This window comes from Microvirga vignae (assembly GCF_001017175.1).
GTDB lineage: Bacteria > Pseudomonadota > Alphaproteobacteria > Rhizobiales > Beijerinckiaceae > Microvirga > Microvirga vignae.
In genome coordinates, this window is sequence record NZ_LCYG01000016.1 from 318,648 (window position 1) to 338,050 (window position 19,403).

Annotated in this window: 17 protein-coding genes; 12 read left to right on the top strand and 5 right to left on the bottom strand. The window is 64.1% G+C overall.

All coding sequences use genetic code 11. The features are described from left to right. Positions 1–16: 16 nt before the first annotated feature. The gene (locus AA309_RS06395) at positions 17–229 is read right to left on the bottom strand and encodes a DUF1127 domain-containing protein (protein ID WP_047188122.1); all 213 of its coding nucleotides are present in this window, start codon (positions 227–229) and stop codon (positions 17–19) included. A 515-nt stretch (positions 230–744) separates the two neighbouring features. Between AA309_RS06395 and rpsA the strand changes: the two genes are divergently transcribed. The 12 genes from rpsA (at position 745) to AA309_RS06455 (ending at position 11,515) form a co-directional block, all read left to right on the top strand. Next, a complete protein-coding gene (gene rpsA / locus AA309_RS06400; protein ID WP_047188123.1) occupies positions 745–2,442 on the top strand; it encodes a 30S ribosomal protein S1 in 1,698 nt (565 codons plus the stop codon). A gap of 302 nt (positions 2,443–2,744) precedes the next feature. Next, positions 2,745–3,713, top strand: a complete 969-nt coding sequence (gene sppA, locus AA309_RS06405; protein ID WP_047188124.1) for a signal peptide peptidase SppA — start codon at positions 2,745–2,747, stop codon at positions 3,711–3,713. A gap of 26 nt (positions 3,714–3,739) precedes the next feature. Continuing rightward, a complete protein-coding gene (ihfB, locus tag AA309_RS06410) occupies positions 3,740–4,054 on the top strand; it encodes an integration host factor subunit beta (protein ID WP_047188125.1) in 315 nt (104 codons plus the stop codon). A gap of 17 nt (positions 4,055–4,071) precedes the next feature. Further along, positions 4,072–4,422: a lipopolysaccharide assembly protein LapA domain-containing protein gene (locus tag AA309_RS06415; protein ID WP_047188230.1), complete on the top strand. Its 351-nt coding sequence runs from the start codon at positions 4,072–4,074 to the stop codon at positions 4,420–4,422. Positions 4,423–4,431: 9 nt separating this feature from the next. Beyond that, a complete protein-coding gene (gene lhpI, locus AA309_RS06420; protein ID WP_342027932.1) occupies positions 4,432–5,394 on the top strand; it encodes a bifunctional Delta(1)-pyrroline-2-carboxylate/Delta(1)-piperideine-2-carboxylate reductase in 963 nt (320 codons plus the stop codon). 9 nt (positions 5,395–5,403) lie between these two features. Then, positions 5,404–6,066 (top strand): phosphoribosylanthranilate isomerase, encoded by a 663-nt coding sequence (locus AA309_RS06425; RefSeq protein ID WP_047188127.1) that lies wholly within the window; start codon positions 5,404–5,406, stop codon positions 6,064–6,066. A gap of 22 nt (positions 6,067–6,088) precedes the next feature. Then, positions 6,089–7,339, top strand: a complete 1,251-nt coding sequence (gene trpB, locus AA309_RS06430) for a tryptophan synthase subunit beta (RefSeq protein WP_047188128.1) — start codon at positions 6,089–6,091, stop codon at positions 7,337–7,339. Positions 7,340–7,485: 146 nt separating this feature from the next. Continuing rightward, positions 7,486–8,325: a tryptophan synthase subunit alpha gene (gene trpA / locus AA309_RS06435; protein ID WP_047188231.1), complete on the top strand. Its 840-nt coding sequence runs from the start codon at positions 7,486–7,488 to the stop codon at positions 8,323–8,325. A 109-nt stretch (positions 8,326–8,434) separates the two neighbouring features. Further along, a complete protein-coding gene (gene accD, locus AA309_RS06440; protein ID WP_047188232.1) occupies positions 8,435–9,295 on the top strand; it encodes an acetyl-CoA carboxylase, carboxyltransferase subunit beta in 861 nt (286 codons plus the stop codon). A gap of 73 nt (positions 9,296–9,368) precedes the next feature. Beyond that, a complete protein-coding gene (locus tag AA309_RS06445; RefSeq protein ID WP_047188129.1) occupies positions 9,369–10,694 on the top strand; it encodes a bifunctional folylpolyglutamate synthase/dihydrofolate synthase in 1,326 nt (441 codons plus the stop codon). Between the two features lie 11 nt (positions 10,695–10,705). Beyond that, on the top strand, positions 10,706–11,113 hold the full coding sequence (locus AA309_RS06450) for a VOC family protein (protein WP_047188130.1): 408 nt from the start codon (positions 10,706–10,708) through the stop codon (positions 11,111–11,113). Between the two features lie 111 nt (positions 11,114–11,224). After that, positions 11,225–11,515, top strand: coding sequence for a DUF4242 domain-containing protein (locus tag AA309_RS06455; protein WP_244470276.1), 291 nt, complete (start codon positions 11,225–11,227; stop codon positions 11,513–11,515). Between the two features lie 67 nt (positions 11,516–11,582). Here the strand turns inward: AA309_RS06455 and trxA are convergent, their stop codons facing one another. The 4 genes from trxA to AA309_RS06475 form a co-directional block, all read right to left on the bottom strand. Further along, entirely contained in the window at positions 11,583–11,903 is a 321-nt protein-coding gene (trxA, locus tag AA309_RS06460; RefSeq protein ID WP_047188131.1) for a thioredoxin, read from the bottom strand. Between the two features lie 104 nt (positions 11,904–12,007). Further along, positions 12,008–15,442: a double-strand break repair helicase AddA gene (gene addA, locus AA309_RS06465; RefSeq protein ID WP_047188132.1), complete on the bottom strand. Its 3,435-nt coding sequence runs from the start codon at positions 15,440–15,442 to the stop codon at positions 12,008–12,010. Then, positions 15,439–18,609 carry a double-strand break repair protein AddB gene (addB, locus tag AA309_RS06470; protein ID WP_047188234.1) on the bottom strand — a complete coding sequence of 1,057 codons (3,171 nt, stop codon included), beginning with the start codon at positions 18,607–18,609 and terminating at the stop codon, positions 15,439–15,441. Before addB ends, addA begins: the two co-directional genes overlap by 4 nt. A 57-nt stretch (positions 18,610–18,666) precedes the next feature. Beyond that, positions 18,667–19,401, bottom strand: coding sequence for a nucleotidyltransferase family protein (locus tag AA309_RS06475; RefSeq protein ID WP_150117410.1), 735 nt, complete (start codon positions 19,399–19,401; stop codon positions 18,667–18,669). Positions 19,402–19,403 lie beyond the last annotated feature (2 nt).

Consider the following 19,403-nt stretch of genomic DNA (forward strand, 5'->3'; position numbering starts at 1 on the left):
AGCGCCCGCCACAGGCTTATCCGGCAAGCGGATGATTGAACCGCTCCACATCGGCCTGCGACAGCGCCAGGTCCGCCAGCGCCGCCTCGTCCAGCGCATAGAGCGCGCGGCGGCTCGCCCGGTCGTCGAGCCATGCCTCGACGCGCATGAGCAGCCGCAGCCAATCGCTCCGGCGCCGGGCACGGGCGGGGGCGGACACAAGATTTTCTACGGAAAGGGCAGCGGCCATGGCCTGTCTCCTCCAGAGCGCGTTCTCTGGGCAAAGAGATGCTCCCGTTCCGGTTGTCGTTCAAACGAGAAGTTCTTGAGCTTTGCCCAAGTAAAACTTCGCCATTAAGCTCTGATTAACCCTGTCTCGCCGCCGTCCTCCGCTGGCCGATGCCTTGCGCCTTCGAGACCGCCGATCCCGGCCTGGACCTTGAGACAGCCGCCAAATCCTTGAAAGCCGAAATCCTCGAAAGCCTTGTGATCCAAGGCCATTTGGGATAAAGGAACGCCCATCAGACAGACATTGACGGTGTGTTGCGTCTTGAGGGTGCGTGATGCGCGCCTTGTAGGCGTTCCGCTAAGGTCTTGACGATAAATGCGTTTCCATCCGCCGGTGATACGCCGGCCCGCTTTTTAAAGCGGCATGCCTTGGACATGGCCCTCAAGGGGGCGTCCTCAGGCAGCGGCGGAGGGAAACGGCCCGTTCACACGAGCCGCCGGCGTTGCCCCTTAAACGAGGGCCATTCAGGAGAACCTATGTCTGCAGCTTTCCAGCAGCCGAGCCGTGAAGACTTCGCCGCTCTGCTCGAAGAATCCTTCCGCACGTCCGAGATCAACGAAGGCTCGGTGGTGAAGGGCAAGGTGGTCGCCATCGAGAAGGATGTCGCGGTCATCGATATCGGCGCGAAGACCGAAGGTCGCGTCGCTCTGAAGGAATTCACCGGCCCCAACCGCGACCGTGAGATCAAGGTCGGCGACGAGGTCGAGGTTTATGTCGAGCGCATCGAGAATGCGCTGGGCGAGGCCGTCATCTCCCGTGACAAGGCTCGCCGCGAAGAGTCGTGGGTGAAGCTCGAGAAGGCCTTCGAGGCCGGCGAGCGCGTCAACGGCACCATCTTCAACCAGGTGAAGGGCGGCTACACGGTCGACCTCGACGGCGCCGTGGCGTTCCTGCCCCGCTCCCAGGTCGATATCCGCCCGGTCCGCGACGTCACCCCGCTCATGGGCGTGGCTCAGCCGTTCCAGATCCTCAAGATGGATCGTCGCCGTGGCAACATCGTCGTGTCGCGCCGCACGGTTCTCGAGGAGAGCCGCGCCGAGCAGCGCTCCGAGCTCGTGGCCAACCTCGAGGAGGGTCAGGTCATCGACGGCGTGGTCAAGAACATCACCGAGTACGGTGCGTTCGTTGACCTCGGCGGCATTGACGGCCTCCTGCACGTCACCGACATGGCATGGCGCCGCGTGAACCATCCGTCCGAGGTCGTAACCATCGGCCAGACGGTGAAGGTGAAGATCATCAAGATCAACCACGACACGCACCGCATCTCGCTCGGCATCAAGCAGCTGCTGGCCGATCCGTGGGAAGGCATCGCCGCCCGCTACCCGGTTGGCGCCAAGCTGAAGGGCCGCGTCACGAACATCACCGATTACGGTGCGTTCGTTGAACTCGAGCCCGGCATCGAAGGCCTGATCCACGTCTCCGAGATGTCCTGGACGAAGAAGAACGTCCACCCCGGCAAGATCATCTCCACCTCTCAGGAGGTCGAGGTCGTGATCCTCGAGGTCGATCAGGTGAAGCGCCGCATCTCGCTGGGTCTGAAGCAGACGCTGCAGAACCCGTGGGAGGCCTTCGCCGAGAAGCACCCTGTCGGCTCCGTCGTCGAGGGCGAGGTGAAGAACAAGACCGAGTTCGGTCTCTTCATCGGTCTCGAGAACGACGTCGACGGCATGGTCCACCTCTCGGACCTCGACTGGAATCGTCCGGGCGAGCAGGTCATCGACGAGTTCAAGAAGGGCGACATGGTTCGCGCTCAGGTTCTCGACGTGGATGTCGAGAAGGAGCGCATCTCGCTCGGCATCAAGCAGCTGGCGGGCGATCCCTTCGCCGAGGCTGGCGAGTTCAAGAAGAACCAGGTCGTCACCTGCGAGGTTCTCGAGGTGAAGGACGGCGGCCTGGAGGTGAAGATCGTCGATACCGACCTCACCACCTTCATCAAGCGCTCGGAGCTCGCTCGCGACCGCGCCGATCAGCGTCCCGAGCGTTTCGCTCCGGGTGAGAAGATCGACGCCCGCGTCACGCAGTTCGACCGCAAGGCTCGCCGCGTCACCCTCTCCATCAAGGCCCTCGAGGTGGCCGAGGAGAAGGAAGCCATGGCTCAGTACGGCTCGACCGACTCGGGTGCGTCGCTCGGCGACATCCTGGGCGCGGCTCTCAACAAGGCCGGCAAGAAGTAAGCTTGCTCTGACTTTCAGAGCTTGATCGGATCCCCGGGCCTAAAAGCCCGGGGGTTTTTGTTTCAGGACCCGCGCGAGCAATCGTGCGGGTTTTTTGTTGGTCGCATGTTTTTCGTTGGTCGCATGTCTTGCCGCCCTATCTGCCTTCGCAGCGCATCGTGCGGAACCGGAGGTCCGCGCAAGACGATGCGCTCCTTAAGGAATTGAGCATCGGATCGATCCCAAAAGTGGTTTCCACTTTCGGGTCCGATGCTCTAGGGTGCTGCCTCCGCACATCAGTGAACCGGGTTAGAGACGAACCGATGCCCATCGATGCCGAAGCCATTGCCGATCGCCGCCGTCTGCGCCGCAAGTTGTCCTTCTGGCGCATCGCGGGGTTCTCCGGGTTGATCGCCGCTGTCGCCGCCATCGGCTATGCCGCCGCCGACCGCATGGGCTATGGGGGTGTGCAGCAGCAGATCGCCCGCATCTCCGTCGACGGCCTGATCACCGGTAATCAGCAGCGCATGGCGGATCTCATGCAGCGGGTCGGGGATTCCAATCTCGTCTCCGGTGTCGTGATCTCCGTCAACAGCCCCGGCGGCACGACGACCGGCTCCGAGGAGCTCTACAGGAATATCCGCCGCCTCTCCGAGAGGAAGCCGGTCGTGACCTTCGTCGATGGCACGGCGGCCTCGGGCGGCTACATCACGGCTATTTCCTCCGACTACATCGTCGCCCGCGAAACCTCGCTCGTCGGCTCCATCGGTGTGCTGTTCCAGTATCCCGATCTCTCAGGGCTGATGCAGACGGTCGGCGTGAAAGTGGAGGAGGTGAAGTCCTCGCCGCTGAAGGCGGAGCCCAGTCCCTTCAAGCCCACGAGCCCCGAAGCGCGAGCGGCCCTCCAGCAGGTGGTGGGCGATACCTATGACTGGTTCAAGAATCTCGTTCGCGAGCGTCGCCGCCTGAACGAGAGCGAGCTTGCAGCGGTCTCGACCGGCCAGGTCTTCAATGGTCGTCAAGGCCTGCCCATGAAGCTCGTGGACAAGGTCGGCGGCGAGCGTGATGCCGTTGCCTGGCTCGAGCAGGAAAGAAAAATTCCGAAGGACCTGCCGATTCGGGATTGGAAGCCGCGTTCGGATCGGGATATCTCCCTTTTCGCCATGGCGGCGACGGCTGTCGACCTCCTGGGCTTCGAGAGAGTGGCCGAAGCCCTGCGCAGGACGGAGGCTCACGCTGAGATAGCCCAGCTTGACGGTCTGCTGGTCGTCTGGCAACCTTCCGAAAAATAAAGCACCATCAAAGATATAGCCTTCTTATGATCAAGTCAGAACTCGTGCTCAAAATCGCTGAGCAGAACCCGCATTTGTATCAGCGCGACGTGGAGAAGATCGTGAATGCGATCCTCGACACCATTGCCGATGCGCTGGCTCGCGGCGATCGGGTGGAACTGCGTGGCTTCGGCGCGTTTTCCGTGAAGAAACGCGATGCCCGTACGGGCCGCAACCCGCGCACGGGCGAATCCGTTTCGATTTCCGAAAAGGTCGTTCCTGTCTTCAAGACAGGTAAGGAAATGCGTCAGCGGCTCAATGCCCCGGCATCCAAGGTGATGAAGGCGGCTGCCGCTCAGTAACGATTGAAGAGGTGCTCGTGATTCGCTTCCTGAAGGCGCTCATTCTGCTGCCGATCGCGATCCTGGTGATTCTGCTGGCGGTCGCGAACCGCGCTCCGGTGACCCTGTCGCTGGATCCGTTCTCGAAAGAAGCACCTGAATTCGCCACGCAGCTTCCGCTCTTCGCCGTGATCTTCGCCGCCGTCATGGTGGGTGTCGTGATCGGCGGCACGGCGAGCTGGCTTGCCCAGGGCAAAGCCCGCAAGGCCCGCCGCCGCTATCGCCGCGAGGCGGACCAGCTGCGCCATGAGACCGAGCGCCTGCGCAGCCAGAATGCGGCGGCAGGTTTGCCCGCAACGCTGCCGTCCCCGCAATCATCGAGCTTCTAGGCTCACTCGTTGTCCCCGTTGTTCATGCGCGTCATTTCCTCCGCTGAGATCGATCGGGCTCTCACCTTTCCTGCTCTGGTCGATGCTCTGAGCGATGCCTTTCGGGGCGACATGGTCACGCCCGTTCGGCATCACCATGAGATCGAGCGCGCGGGCTCTCACGGAACGCTGCTGCTGATGCCGTCCTGGACAGGCCCCGCCACGAAAGGCGGCTTCGTCGGCGTGAAGGTGGTCTCCGTGTTCCCGGAGAACGGCAAGAAGAACCTGCCGAGCGTCATGGGCTCCTATCTGCTCATGGACGGCGAGACGGGTCAGCCCGTGGCGGTGCTCGACGGCACGCGGCTGACCGTCTGGCGCACGGCTGCCGCCTCGGCGCTGGCCGCGCGGCATCTCGCGCATCCTGACGCGAGCCGCATGGTCATGGTGGGTGCGGGTGCGCTTGCACCTTTCATCATCCGGGCCCATATGAGCCAGCGGCCCATCCGAGAGGTTCGCTTATGGAACCACCGGCCCGAGAAGGCTGAAAGCGTGGCAGCCGAGCTTCGCGCCGAGGGACTTCCCGTCACGGCCGTGACGGAGCTGGAAGCGGCTTTGCGCGAGGCCGATCTCGTCTCCTGCGCCACGCTTTCCACCGCACCCATCGTGAAGGGCGCGTGGCTCAAGGAGGGTGCGCATCTCGATCTCGTGGGCGCCTTCAATCTGAAGATGCGTGAGGCGGATGACGAGGCGCTTCGTCGAGGCCAGGTTTACGTCGATACCGACGCCGCCAAGACCGAGGGCGGAGACGTGGCCGTCTCCATCCAGAAGGGCGCTATCTCGGAAGGCCATGTGCGTGGCACGCTGTTCGACCTTTGCCGCAACCCGCCGCAGCGGAGCGACAAGGCAATCACCGTCTTCAAATCGGTGGGCACGGCGCTGGAGGATCTGACTGCGGCAATGCTGGTGTGGCGCTCGCTGGCCAATCCGTCGTAAAATGAAACAATGGATAACCTGATCAAGATCTGCGGGCTCTCGACCCCCGAAACCCTGGCTGCCGCGCTGGATGCCGGCGCGGACATGGTGGGATTCGTGCGCTTTCCGAAGAGCCCGCGCCATGTCACACTCGATCTCGGTCATCGCCTCTCGCTGCAGGCGAAGGGCCGCGCCATGCGCGTCGTGCTGCTGGTCGATCCCGGCGACGAGGACATCGCGCAGGCCATCGAGGCCATCAATCCTGACCTGATCCAGCTGCATGGAAGCGAGAGCCCCGAGCGCGTTGCCGAAATCCGCGCCATGATCCGCCGCCCCGTCATGAAGGCCCTCGGCATCGCCGAAAAGAGCGACCTGAAGACCCTTGCTCCTTACGCTGGCCAAGCCGAGCATATCCTGCTCGATGCCAAGCCGCCCCGTATGGCGAATGCCCTGCCGGGCGGCAACGGCGTGTCCTTCGACTGGAGGCTCTTGAACGGGCTTGACCCGGCTCTTTCCATCATGTTGTCAGGGGGCCTCAATCCCGACAACGTGGCGGAGGCCATCAGGCTGACGAAGCCGAAAGCCGTCGATGTGTCGTCGGGGGTGGAAAGCGGGCCCGGCCTGAAGGACCCGGCAAGGATCGAAGCCTTCATCAAAGCAGCCCGGACAGCATTCGCTGCCCAAAATCACTAAAATCACTAAGGCAGGACAGCCCGTGTCAGCTCAAGCTCAACCCAATTCCTTCCGCATCGGTCCCGACGAGCGCGGGCATTTCGGCCAGTTCGGCGGGCGCTTCGTCGCCGAGACCCTGATGCCGAACATCCTGGAGCTGGAGAAGGCCTACAACGAGGCCAAGGTCGACCCGGCCTTCCATGCCGACATGGAGTATTTCTCGAAGCATTATATCGGCCGTCCGAGCCCGCTCTATTTCGCGGAGCGCATGACCGAGCATCTTCGTGAGGTTTCTACGGCCTCCGGCCTATCGGGCGGCGCGAAGATCTATTTCAAGCGCGAAGAGCTGAACCACACCGGCGCGCACAAGGTGAACAACGTGCTGGGCCAGATCCTTCTCGCCCGCCGCATGGGCAAGAAGCGCATCATCGCCGAAACCGGCGCGGGCCAGCACGGAGTCGCCACCGCGACCCTCTGCGCGCGCTTCGGCCTCGAATGCATCGTCTACATGGGCGCTGTCGACGTGGAGCGGCAGAAGCCGAACGTCTTCCGCATGAACATGCTGGGCGCGAAGGTCGTGCCCGTGCAGTCCGGCACGAAGACGCTGAAAGACGCCATGAACGAGGCCCTGCGCGACTGGGTCACCAATGTCGCCGACACCTTCTACTGCATCGGCACGGTCGCAGGCCCGCATCCCTATCCTGCCATGGTGCGCGACTTCCAGTGCGTGATCGGCGAGGAGACCCGTCAGCAGATGATGGAGATGGAAGGACGCCTGCCGGATTCGCTCGTCGCCTGCATCGGCGGCGGATCGAATGCGATCGGCCTGTTCCACCCCTTCCTCGACGACAAGGACGTGGAAATCTACGGCGTCGAGGCGGCAGGCCATGGTCTCGACAAGCTGCATGCGGCGTCGCTCACGGGCGGGCGTCCCGGCGTGCTCCACGGCAACCGGACCTATCTCCTCATGAACCAGGATGGGCAGATCAGCGACGCCCATTCCATCTCCGCCGGTCTCGACTATCCCGGCATCGGCCCGGAGCACGCGTGGCTCCACGAAATGGGCCGCGTGGCATACATCTCCGCCACGGACGACGAGGCGCTGGAAGCCTTCCAGCTCTGCTCGCGTCTCGAAGGCATCCTGCCCGCCCTGGAGCCGAGCCATGCGCTCGCCAAGGTCATGGAACTCGCGCCGAAGAAGCCGAAGGATCACCTGATGGTGGTCAACATCAGCGGCCGTGGCGACAAGGACCTGTTCCAGATCGCCGAGCATCTGGGGAACAAGATCGCCTGAGATCTTCTCCCGTCATGGCCGGGCTTGTCCCGGCCATCCACGTCTTAAGGCTCCGGTTCAAGACGTGGATACCCGCGACAAGCGCGGGTATGACGCCTCTTCATCACGGTTTCACCCCGCCTCTCTCCCGTGCTAAAGACCCCGCCATGATCAAGCGCATCGAAGCCCGTTTTGAACAATGCCGTGCGGAAGGCCGCGCCGCCCTCGTCACCTATGTGATGGCCGGCGACCCGGATCCGGAAACCTCGCTGGCCATCCTGAAAAGCCTTCCCAGGGCCGGCGCCGATATCGTGGAGTTCGGCCTGCCCTTCACCGATCCCATGGCCGACGGTCCGGCGATCCAGGCGGCGGGCCTCAGGGCCCTGAAGGTCGGTCAGGACACGGTGAAGACCCTCGACCTCATCCGCCGCTTCCGGGCCGAGGACCAGGACACGCCCGTGATCCTCATGGGCTATTTCAACCCGATCTTCGTCTACGGCGTCGACCGCTTCCTCGCCGACGCAAAGGACGCCGGCGTCGATGGCCTCATCGTGGTGGATCTTCCGCCCGAGGAGGACGACGAGCTCTGCCTGCCGGCCCTGAAGGCGGGCCTTGCCTTCATTCGCCTTGCGACTCCGACCACGGACGATCACCGCCTTCCGGCGGTGCTCGCCAATACGGCTGGGTTCGTTTACTACGTTTCCATCACGGGCATCACCGGCGCTGCGACCCCGGATTTCGGCAAGGTCGCCTCGGCGGTGGAGCGCATCAAGCATCACACGCCTCTCCCTGTCGTGGTGGGCTTCGGCGTGAAGAGCGGCGCTCATGCGGCGGCGGTGGCCAAGGGCGCCGACGGCGTGGTGGTGGGCTCGGCCCTCATCGACGTGCTCAAGGGTACGTTGGACGATCAGGACCGCGCCACCTCGCGCACGGTCGAGGCCGTCACCACCTTGGTGAAGGAATTGAGCGAAGGCGTGCGCTCGGTGTCGAAGCGCGCAGCCGCTTGAAGATTACGAAACGTCATGCCCGCACTTGGTGCGGGCATCCACGCCTTCAAACGTGTGGAAAGACGTGGATGGCCGGGACAAGCCCGGCCATGACGAGAGGATTAAAGCGATGAACTGGATTTCCGAAGTCGTCCGTCCGAAGATCAAGACGCTCTTCAAGCGCGAGACGCCGGACAATCTCTGGATCAAGTGCCCGGATACGGGACAGGTCGTGTTCCACAAGGACGTGGAGGCGAACCAGTGGGTGATCCCCGGCTCCAATCATCACATGCGGATTTCCGCCACGCAGCGCTTGGCTCTCATGTTCGATGGCGGTACCTGGCTCGACGTGGCGCTGCCGGAAGTGCCTGTCGATCCGCTGAAGTTCCGCGACGAGAAGAAGTATATCGACCGCCTGAAGGATGCCCGCGCCAAGACCGGCCAGCAGGATGCCTTCAAGGTGGGCTTCGGCCGCGTCGAAGAGTTGCCGATGACCATCGCCGTGCAGGATTTCGGCTTCATGGGCGGCTCGCTCGGCATGGCGGCGGGTGAGGCCTTCATCAAGGGCGCCGAGACCGCACTCGACAAGAAGACGCCTTACGTGCTCTTCGCCGGTTCCGGTGGCGCGCGCATGCAGGAGGGCATTCTCTCCCTCATGCAGATGCCGCGCACCACGGTGGCGATCCGCCGCCTGCGCGACGCGCGCCTGCCCTACATCGTCGTGCTCACGAACCCCACCACGGGCGGCGTCACGGCGTCTTACGCGATGCTGGGCGATGTGCATCTCGCAGAACCCGGCGCGCTCATCGGCTTTGCCGGTCCGCGTGTGATCGAGCAGACCATCCGCGAGAAGCTGCCCGACGGCTTCCAGCGCTCCGAGTATCTGAAGGAGCACGGCATGGTGGACATGGTGGTGCACCGCCATGACCTGAAACCGACGATTGCCCGGCTGTCGCGCCTCTTCACCAAGGCTCCGGCCGTCGCTGCGTAATGGGTTTTTGTTTTCGCATGATCTTATCGGATAGCCGGATCCTGCTTTTCCGGATCATGCTTGGAGTAGGGCGATGGATTCCTCTGATGCGCTGATCGCGCGCTTTCTCGCCCTGCACCCGAAGACCATCGATCTGTCGCTCGGGCGCATTCAGCGGCTCTTGAAGCAGCTCGGAAACCCTGAGCGCCGCTTGCCGCCCGTGATTCACGTGGCGGGCACCAACGGCAAGGGCTCCACCATCGCCTTCATGCGGGCGATTCTGGAAAGCGCAGGCCTTGCCGTTCACGTCTATACCTCGCCCCATCTCGTGCGCTTCCATGAGCGCATCCGCCTCGGGCGCTTCGGCGGAGGGCATTACGTGACCGAGGATCGTCTCGTCGAGGCCTTCCGCCGCTGCGAGGCGGTGAATGCGGGCCAACCGATCACGGTGTTCGAGATCACCACCGCTGCGGCGCTCCTCATCTTCGCCGAGGAGCCTGCCGACGTGCTGCTGCTCGAAGTGGGATTGGGTGGACGCTTCGACGCCACGAATGTCATCGACAAGCCTGCGGCCGCCGTCGTCACGCCCATCGGTCACGATCACGCGGAATATCTCGGCACGACCTTGCAGGCCATCGCCAAGGAGAAGGCGGGCATCTTCAAGCGCGGATGCCCGGCGATCATCGCGCCGCAGGATTACGCGGAAGCCGATCAGACCCTTTTCAGCGAGGCGGAGCGCATCGGTGCTTCGCCTGTGCTCGTCGGCCAGCAGGATTTCTCCGTGCATGAAGAGGGCGGCCGCCTCGTCTATCAGGACGAAAAAGGCCTGCTCGATCTGCCGCGTCCCAAGCTCGTCGGGCGGCATCAGTTCACCAATGCCGGTACGGCTATCGCGGCTTTGCGTGCAGCAGGCTTCGAGAAATTCGAGACCTCCGCTTTCGAAGCAGGCCTCACCCGCGCGGAATGGCCCGGGCGCTTGCAACGTCTCTCGAAGGGCCGTCTGCCAGAGATCGCGCCTGAAGGCTGCGAGCTGTGGCTCGACGGCGGGCACAATCCCGATGGCGGGCGCGTTCTCGCCGCCGCCATGGCCGATCAGAGCGAGCGCTCCGATGCGCCGCTCGTCCTGATCACCGGCATGCTCGGCACCAAGGACAGCCAGGCTTTCTTCAAGAATTTTTCGGGCCTTGCGCGCGAGGTGATCGCGGTGCCGATCTCGGGCCAGATCGCGGCGCGCCCGGCGGAGGAGGTGGCGGCGATTGCGGGAAGCGTAGGGTTGACCACTTCCGTCGCGCCGAGCGTCGAATCCGCGCTCGCCTCGCTCCATAACTACGTTTGGGATCGCCCGCCCCGTGTCCTGATCTGCGGCTCGCTCTATCTGGCAGGAGAGGTGTTGGCAGCCAATGGAACGCTGCCTGAATAGGAAAAGCGGCCATGGCCACCAAAATCTACGTCAACCTGCCGGTGAAGGACCTTCAGCGGTCGGTGCGCTTTTTCAAGGCCATGGGCTTTGGCCTCAATCCCGAATTCTCTGATGAGAGCGCCGCCTGCATGGTGATCGCGGACAATATTTTCGCCATGCTGCTGACCGAGGCGAAGTTCCGGGAATTCGCCCGCAAGCCCGTTGCCGATGCCTCCAGGATGACCGAGATGCTCACCTCGCTTTCCGTGGAGAGCAGGGCGCGGGTCAATCAGCTCGTGGACAAGGCTTTGGCGCAGGGCGGCAGAGAAGTGCGCGAGCCGGAAGATCACGGCTTCATGTTCGGGCGCAGCTTCAGCGACCTCGACGGGCACATCTGGGAAATCATCTATTTGGATCCGAGCCGGATGAGACAGAGCTGATCGTTGCGCTCTCCGGTTCGGATAGCCCGTTTGCGCATTTGCCAATCCGGTTGCCTAGGCAGAACCTCCTCGGCGTCTGGAGCCGATCCGGCCCCATCAGGAGGCGCCGGCATGTCCGGCGGGAAGATCATGCCGCAATTCGTGATCGAGCGAAACATGCCAGGCGTGGGCAACGCGTCCGCCGACGATCTCAAAGGAGCTTCACAGACTTCGTGCGGGGTCCTGCGTGACCTCGGTCCGGAAATCCAATGGGTCCATAGTTACGTTACGGACGACAAGATCTACTGCGTCTATCGCGCACCGAACGAGGACATCATCCGCGAGCATGCCCGGCGCGGCGGATTTCCGGCAGATCGCATCTCGCAAGTTCGCGCCATGATCGATCCCACGACGGCCGAGTAGATCAATAACCCGGAACAGCAAAAAGGGGCCATGAGGCCCCTTTTTCATTCTTGATCTCTGCGAGCGATCAGGCCGAAGCCTGGATCCACTTGGTGAGATCGCCCTTCGGGGCGGCGCCGATCTTCTGGGCCACGACCTGACCGCCCTTGAACATCATGAGCGCCGGGATCGAGCGGATGCCGAGCTGTGAGGCGATCTGCGGATTCTCGTCCACATTCACCTTCGCGATCTTCACCTTGCCGGCCATCTCGTTGGAGATCTCTTCCAGAGCCGGGCCGATCATGCGGCAGGGGCCGCACCACTCGGCCCAGAAATCGACCACGACAGGCTCGGAGGATTGCAGGACGTCCTGCGCGAAGCTCGCGTCGGTCACCTTAAAGGTCGCCATCACATCACCTTTGAATTTTTGATACAGCGACTCAAGACGAGCCGCTCGACGATAGAGCCAAGGTAAGAACGGCGGTTTCGGGAATCAAGCAAGGGCTCTTTCCCTCACGCTGCTTTGATGAGGGTAAGAGCCGACTCAAGCTCCGGTTCCCTCAGCTCGTGGATCACCGGCCCCGTGGTCCAGACCAGGAAGGTGCGGATACGCTTGTCCGGATAGATCTCGGAGAGAAGCGTCCGGTAGAGCGCAAGCTGGGCCACATAGGATTGAAGCGGCGGCTGACCGGGCCTGGGCGCCCGTGCCGTCGTCTTGAAATCCGCCACCAGAACCTCGTTCTCCAGAACAGCCAGGCGGTCGATCTGGCCGGAGACCATGAGTTCCCCTTGAGCAGTCAGAACCTTGCCTGCGATGGGAGCCTCGGCGCGGGAGCCCGGCCCGAAGAGGGTTTTGAGATCCTCATGCTCCAGGACGTCGAGCGCATGGGCGACGACCGATTCGCGAAGCTCCACAGGAAGACGCGGCGCTCGGGCCCGCACATAGGCGCGCGCCATGGTTTTCCGATGCTCGGCGCCGAGGGCCGGCAGGCGTTCCAGCAAGGCATGGACCAGGGTGCCGCGAAGCCGTGCCTCGGGGGCATAGGGGCCGTCGCCCGGCCGGGTCATGCGCTCGGCGGCTCCCAGGGCGCTCGAGGGGCGGATCGGGGGCAGGGGCTCGGGTTCAGGCCTGGCGGGAAGGGTCAGCCAATCCGGCACCTCGAAGGGCTCGAGCGGCGCGATATCCGATTCAGCCGCGAGCGTGCGCGCCAAGGCCGAGCCCTCGCGCCAGAGGTCGATCGGTCCGTAAGGCGCTTCGCTGCGTTCCAGGCCGCCTGCCTTCTGCACAAGCCCATGGCGGATCATCTCGCACCAGGCTTCCTGCGGCGAGTCCTTGCGGCCCGTGAGATAGGGCGCGATCACCAGGCGATCCTTGGCGCGGGTCATGGCCACGTAGAGCAGACGGTTGTGCTCCTCGTAGCCTTTCGCATGCAGAAGATCGCGGGCCTCTTCCATCACGCTGCAATCGCCGCTCTTGCCCGGTGACCAGACGGGGATCGTCTCGCCTGCCTTGGTCCGCAATTGCAGCAGCGGCGGATCGCGGCCCAGAACCTCGCAGCCATCGATGAGAATGACGACGGGTGCCTCGAGACCTTTCGCTCCGTGCACCGTCATCACGCGCACTTCGTTGTTCACCGAGTCGAGATCGCGCTTGATCGTGTGCGAGGCGGATTCGAAGCGGTTGAGGAAGACGGTGAGCGAAGGCGTTTCCGTCATTTCCGACTGATGCGCGAAGCACAAAAATGCATCGATGGCATCGCCCGCTTCACTGCCGAGACGAGCGACAAGCTGCGAGCGTCCACCACGAGGTCCGAGCAATGTGGCGAAGAAGCCGAAGGGGCCGTGCTGCGCGGCGAGTTCGCGCCACGCCTGCAGCGCCTCGCAACCACGCTTCGCCTTCGCATTACCTGTTTGCGCATGACGCTGCAAAGCCGCATGCAACGACTCGTCATCCGCACGATCGGCGGCAATGCGGATGAGGTCATCATCGGTGAAGCCGACGAGCGGCGATTTCAGGGCAGTCGCGAGCCTCAGGTCGTCATCCGGCAGCAGCGCCGCGCGCCCCGCGGCCACGAGATCGAGCACGGCGATATGCTCGCCAATGTTGAGCCGGTCCGCGCCCGCCACCGGCACGCCTGCTTCCTTCAGCGCGCGGATCACCGCCTCGAAGGCCGCACCACGCTTGCGCACGAGAACGAGCACGTCGCCTGCCGTCCACACGCGACCGTTCTCGTCGCCCTTGGTGGTCCAGCACTTCACGGCCTGCGCGATGCGGCGCGCGACGACGACGGGCGGCGATTGCTGCTCGGGCTCATCGACGGGAAGAACCCAGGCCTCCGGCTCCTCCTCGTCGGCAGGCGTTTCGGTGGGCCACAATTCCACGAGGCCCGGCGCATGCGGACGGGCGCTCTCGTGCACGGTGCCCACCACCTTGTCCTCGAAAGAGAGGCCCTTGAAGTTCTTTTCAACCGCGAAGGTGGCATCGACCGCCGACAGCACGGCCCTGCCTGAGCGGAACGACATGGTGAGCGACACGTCCTCGAAGAGGAGATCCGCTTCGCGCACCTTCTTCGACCAGTCGCGGCGGGTGGTTTCGAATTCCTGCGGGGCCGCGCCCTGGAAGCCGTAGATCGACTGCTTGGGATCGCCCACCGCGAAGAGCGTGCGGATGCGCGAGCCGGCGGCGCCCTGACCTGCGGTGAAATCCTCCGTGATCCTGCGCAGGATGTCCCATTGCTGCGGGTTCGTGTCCTGCGCCTCGTCGATCAGCACATGGTCGATGCCGCGATCGAGCTTGTAGAGCACCCAGGCCGTGTCGCCGCGCGAGAGCAGCGCCAGCGTCTTGTCGATGAGATCCTGGAAGTCGAGCGCGCCGAGCCGCATCTTCGCCTGTTCGACACGGTCGTGGATTTCGGCGGCGAGCAGGAAAAGCGCCTGCGTGCGCTCCACGGCGCGGGCGGCCTTTTGCTTGTCTATGAGATTCCAGATGCGGCTTTGCTCATCGAGCAGTTTCTCTTTCAGGCTGTCGTCGATGTCCTTCGTCAGGAAGGCGGATCCCTTACGGGGCGTTCCGCCATCGGTGAGGAAGACGGAAAGGTAATGCTCGAGTTTGGCGGAGGAATCGATCGCTTCGGCTGCCGCAATCAGAGACGCGGCCCGCTTCTGATCGGTGCTTTTGCCCCTCAAAAGCTCCTGCGCGATGGCGGGCCAAGTCTCCGGTGTGAGCCCGCCCTCCAGCATCGTCAGTTCAATGCCTTCAAGCGTCTCGTCGGCTTTGAGACCAAGCTCCTGGCGCAGGCGCGCGATGCCTTTGGGATCGTGCAGGAAGGACTTGCAGCGGAGCGCCGCGTTAAGAGCGGACGTCAGCGCATCGCCCACCGCATCGACGCTGATGATGTCGAGCGCATCCTTCAAGTAAGGGAAGTTGCCGTTCGAAGCGTCCGCTAGCACGTTCTTCACGGCCTGCGCCAGCATTTCGTCGGTCTGGCTCTCGTCCAGCACGGCAAAGCGCGCGGGCACGTTGGCCTCGAAGGGCACGAGGTGCAGCAGGCGCTCGCAGAAGGCGTGAATCGTGTCGATCTTCAGGCCGCCCGGCGTTTCCACGGCGCGCGCGAAGAGCGTTCGGGCGAGCTTCACCTGTTGGCGCGCGGGCCTCTGGCCTTCGAGCTCCGTGAGTTCGGCCACGAGGCTTTCCTCGTCCATCGTCACCCAGCGTCCCAGCCGCTCGAACACGCGGATCGCCATGTTGGCGGCGGCCGCCTTGGTGAAGGTGAGGCATAGGATGCGCCCGGGCAGCGAGCCTGCGAGCAGCAGGCGCACGACGCGGTCGGTGAGCACCTTCGTCTTGCCCGCGCCGGCATTGGCGGACACCCATGCGGAGGCGCGCGGGTTCGCGGCGCGGCGCTGCGCCTCTTTGGTGTAGTCGGGAATGACGAGATCGTTGCTCATTCGCCGCCCTCAGCCCCGCCGGCGCTCGCCAGCGACCATTCCTTCACGCGCGCCAGATGATCGTATTCGGAAAAGCGCCGCGCATATTTCGGGAAGGGCCGCGAGACATAAGCCGCCTCGCCCTTCACGAAACGCGCGATCATGCCCTCGAAGCGGCGGCGATGCTCCTCCACGATCTCGGTAACAGTTCGAGTTTCTTTCCCAGTCGGTTTGATCTCGCGGGGATCAATGGGCTTTCGCCCGCCGGTGGTGTGAACGTAGACGAGGTCCGGCGTTTCCTTCGCCACGGCTAAGCCCTTGAAGGCGCCCTTCATCAGCATCATGGCTTCGAGCGTCAGCTGCGGCGAGAAGCCGGCATAGACTTCGCGCACGCCGGGAGGCTGTCCGGTCTTGAAGTCGATGATGGTGAAGCCGCCATCGCGGCGATGTTCGATGCGGTCGGCGCGCGCGCGAAGGTTGAAGATCGAGCCGTCGGGGAGCGGGATCGACAATCGGCCCGAGCGCTCGGCATAAACTTCCGCGATGTCGGGGCGACGCTGCTGCTCCCAGTCGAGGAAGGCGATGGCGAGCCGCTCGAAGCGCGGCCACCATTCGGCATAAAGTTCGGGATAGGCTTCCGCGATGTCGGCAAAGGCGACTTCGCCGAGCCCCAGCAGGATTTCCTGCGCGTGAGCGGGCAGATCCTTCGGGAACCGCTCGGCGAATTGGCCGACGACGTCGTGAATGATCGTGCCGCGATCGGCCGCACTCGGCGCAACCGCAATCGCTTCCAACGCATCGAGCTTCAAGACGTGGCGCGCGAAGATGGAATAGGGATCGCGCACCAGCGTCTCGACTTCCGTGACGCTTAAAGCACGCGGGAAGAGGGCAGGGTCGGGCTTCGGGCGCGGGCGCGGCAGTGGCGGGGCGGGCTCCGGTGTGTCGAGCGTGCGCGCAAGGCGGCGGTAGTACTCGCCCGCTTTCACCATGCGCTCCCACACCTCCTTGCCGGTAAAAGCCTTGAGGCGCTGCAGGAAGCGCGAGGGCACCATGGGCGATCCGTCGCGCTTCTGCGCGCGGGTGATCACCACGTCATGGGTGCCGAGCGCCTGCACGAAATCGTGCGCGGTCTGGCCGATGCGCCGCTCCGGCGGCATCAGGCCGACGCGGGCGCGCATGGGCCGGTTGAGGAACGCATCCGTGACCGTGCGCGGCGGCCACGTGCCTTCATCCAACCCGCCGAGCACGACGCGGTCGACCGAGAGAAGGCGTGCTTCGAGGAGACCAAGGATTTTCAAACGGCGATGCGTGGAGCGCGGCGAGGGGCTCAAGGAGCGCTGCTTGGCGAGCGCGGCGAAGAAGGCGGGATAATCGACGAAGCGGCCCTCGAGCGGATGGCCTTCCTCTTCGCGGATATCCGAGTTCTCGAGATCGTCGAAGAGGGCGGCAAGCGGTTCGAGCGAAGGCTCACTTTCTCCCACTTCATCCTCAGGCGCCGCGCAGAGCCGCTCGAAAGCGCGCCGGTGATGCTCCACCAGAGCCATCAGATCGATACGTTCCTCGCCATAGACGGCGGGTGTGAAGGTCTGGAAGGCAAAACCCAACCGCTGCAGCAGCGTGTCGGCGAGGTCCCAATCCGCATCGTTCAGGCGCGCGCGGGGACGTGGCGTGCGATGGTCCTTTTCCGTGCGACGCGTGGCGAGGGCTGCGCGCATGCCTTCGATGCCGGGGGCGGGCGCAGGGCCGCGCAAAACGCCGACTTCGAGAACGCTCGCCGCGTGTTCGACGGTGGCGCGTGGGAAGCCCAGACGCACCAGCGGGTGCGCAAGCAGCGAGAGCAGTCGCACGGGGCTCAAATCATCGGCTGCAGCTTCCGCCGTCAGGCGTGCGAGACGTCCTGCGGGCGTATCGGCGAGCGGAATGCCCGCTGAATCCTCTACGCTCAATCCCCAGCGGGCGAGTTCCGCCGTCACGCGTGCGGCCAGCGCGCGGTCAGGTGTCACGAGAGCGGCAGTCCTGTCGGGATGCACGAGCGTCTCGCGCAGGGCGATCGCGATGGCGAACGCCTCTTCGCGCTCGTCCATGGCTTCGATGATGGTGAGGCCGTCGCAGCCGCTGCGGCTCATCGCCAAACGCTCTTCCGGCGTAATGAGGGCCCAGCGATCCGTGGTGTCGGCGGGGCGGAGCGCTTCCGAGAGCAGGTGATTGCGCGCGCGCGCGGCCTCCGGCAGCTCGCCAAGGATGGTCACGGCGGAGCGCGGAAGGCGCAGGTGCCTGTCCATCAGGCGGCGCAGCGACGCCTGCGGGTGGCCGTGAACCGGATCGGTGTCGTCATTGCCAACGCCGCCGATGGTGGACCAGCTATCTTCGTCGAGATCCGTGTCAAGGCCGGGAAGCACGATGGCGCCGCGCGGCAGGCGCGCGATGATCGACATCAGATGCGCGGTCGCAGGCACGGAGCCGGTGGAGCCCGCGACGATGATGGGATTATCAGGGCGTTCGCGGGTGAGGCGGCGCGCCTCCGCCTCGATCAAAGCGGTGCGTCTTTGAGCCGGGTCGCTCGCCTGGCGCTCAGCCAAAATCTTCGGCCAGTTCTCGCTCGCGATCTGCACGAAGTGGCGCGTGATCTCGAAATATTTCGAGTAGTCGGAATCGACCGCGAGTTCGAGGGCATGCCAGTCGATGCCTTCCGTCGTGAAGGCATCCATGAGCGTTTCGAGATCGCCGGCAAGATTCACCGCATCGGCGGGAGAGGCGGGCACCATGAAGGGCACTTCGGGGCCGAGCTGCAGCAGCGCGCGGTCCACTTCCGCCGACCAGCGCTGCACGAGGCGCGTGAGGATGAGACGGCGCTCCAGCGGCGGAATGGGCGGCTTCAGGCTCGCGGCTTCCGCAAAGGGCGTGCCTTCCAGGCCTGTCAGCTCGAATTCGGCTTCATCCGTCTCGCCCAGGGGCACGATGCGCGGCAGCAATTGAGCACGGCCTGCGCCGCGCTCAGCCAGCAGCGCGATCAACGCGCGGGTGGCGCGGCGCGTCGGAACGTAGATGGTGACGTCGGCGAGAGCGGCAGGCTCATCGGAGAGCGGGCCGACGAGGCGGCCTTCAAGCAGCGCGTCCACCAGGGCCGGCAGGAAGGCACAACCCGGAGGGATCGAGAAGACGCGCGGCAAATCTTTTTGAGCAAGCATGATCTGATCGGAAAACCGGTCTCCACTTTTCCGGATCATGCTCGGCACTCTGCAACTTCATCGCGTGCTGGCGGCAAGGCACTTTTCTGCCTCGGCAATCGTGTGAGGCTCTCCAACATGCAGCCATTGCCCCGTCAGAGGCAAGCCGTAGAGGCGTCCTTTCGCGATGGCCCGGTCGTAGAAAGCGTTGGCCGAGAAGGCTCCTTCGGGCGTCCCGACGACCAGTTCCGGCTTCAGGATGGCCACGCCTGCGTAGACGAAATCCGCACTGGGGTCGTCTCCACGACGATGCAGGCGGCCGTCCGCATCGCGGTGAAAGTCGCCGCGTCCCTCATAGCCAACACTTGTGGATAACGGGGCGACGAGCATCAGAATGTCCATGCACTCAGGCTCCCAGGCCGACACGAGGCGCTTCAGATTTGGGCTTTCGCCCTCGATCCACATGGAATCGGAATTGAAGGTGACGAAGGGATCATTTCCCAGCAGCGGCAGCGCCTTCTTCACGCCGCCGCCGGTTTCGAGAAGTTCAGACCGCTCGTCGGAAATCACGATCTGCGGGAAGGTGCGCATGCGCAGGTGCCCTTCCAGCATGTCAGCGAAGTGGTGCACGTTCACGATCACCTTTCCGATGCCGGCTTCGTGCAGCTTGTCGAGCGCGAAATCGATCAGGCTCTGCCCCGCCACCTTCACGAGGGGCTTCGGGATAGAGGCCGTAATCGGCAGCATGCGCTTGCCGAGACCCGCAGCAAGGACGATGGCGGTGTGGGGCTTGCGTTGGGACAACTGGGACACTG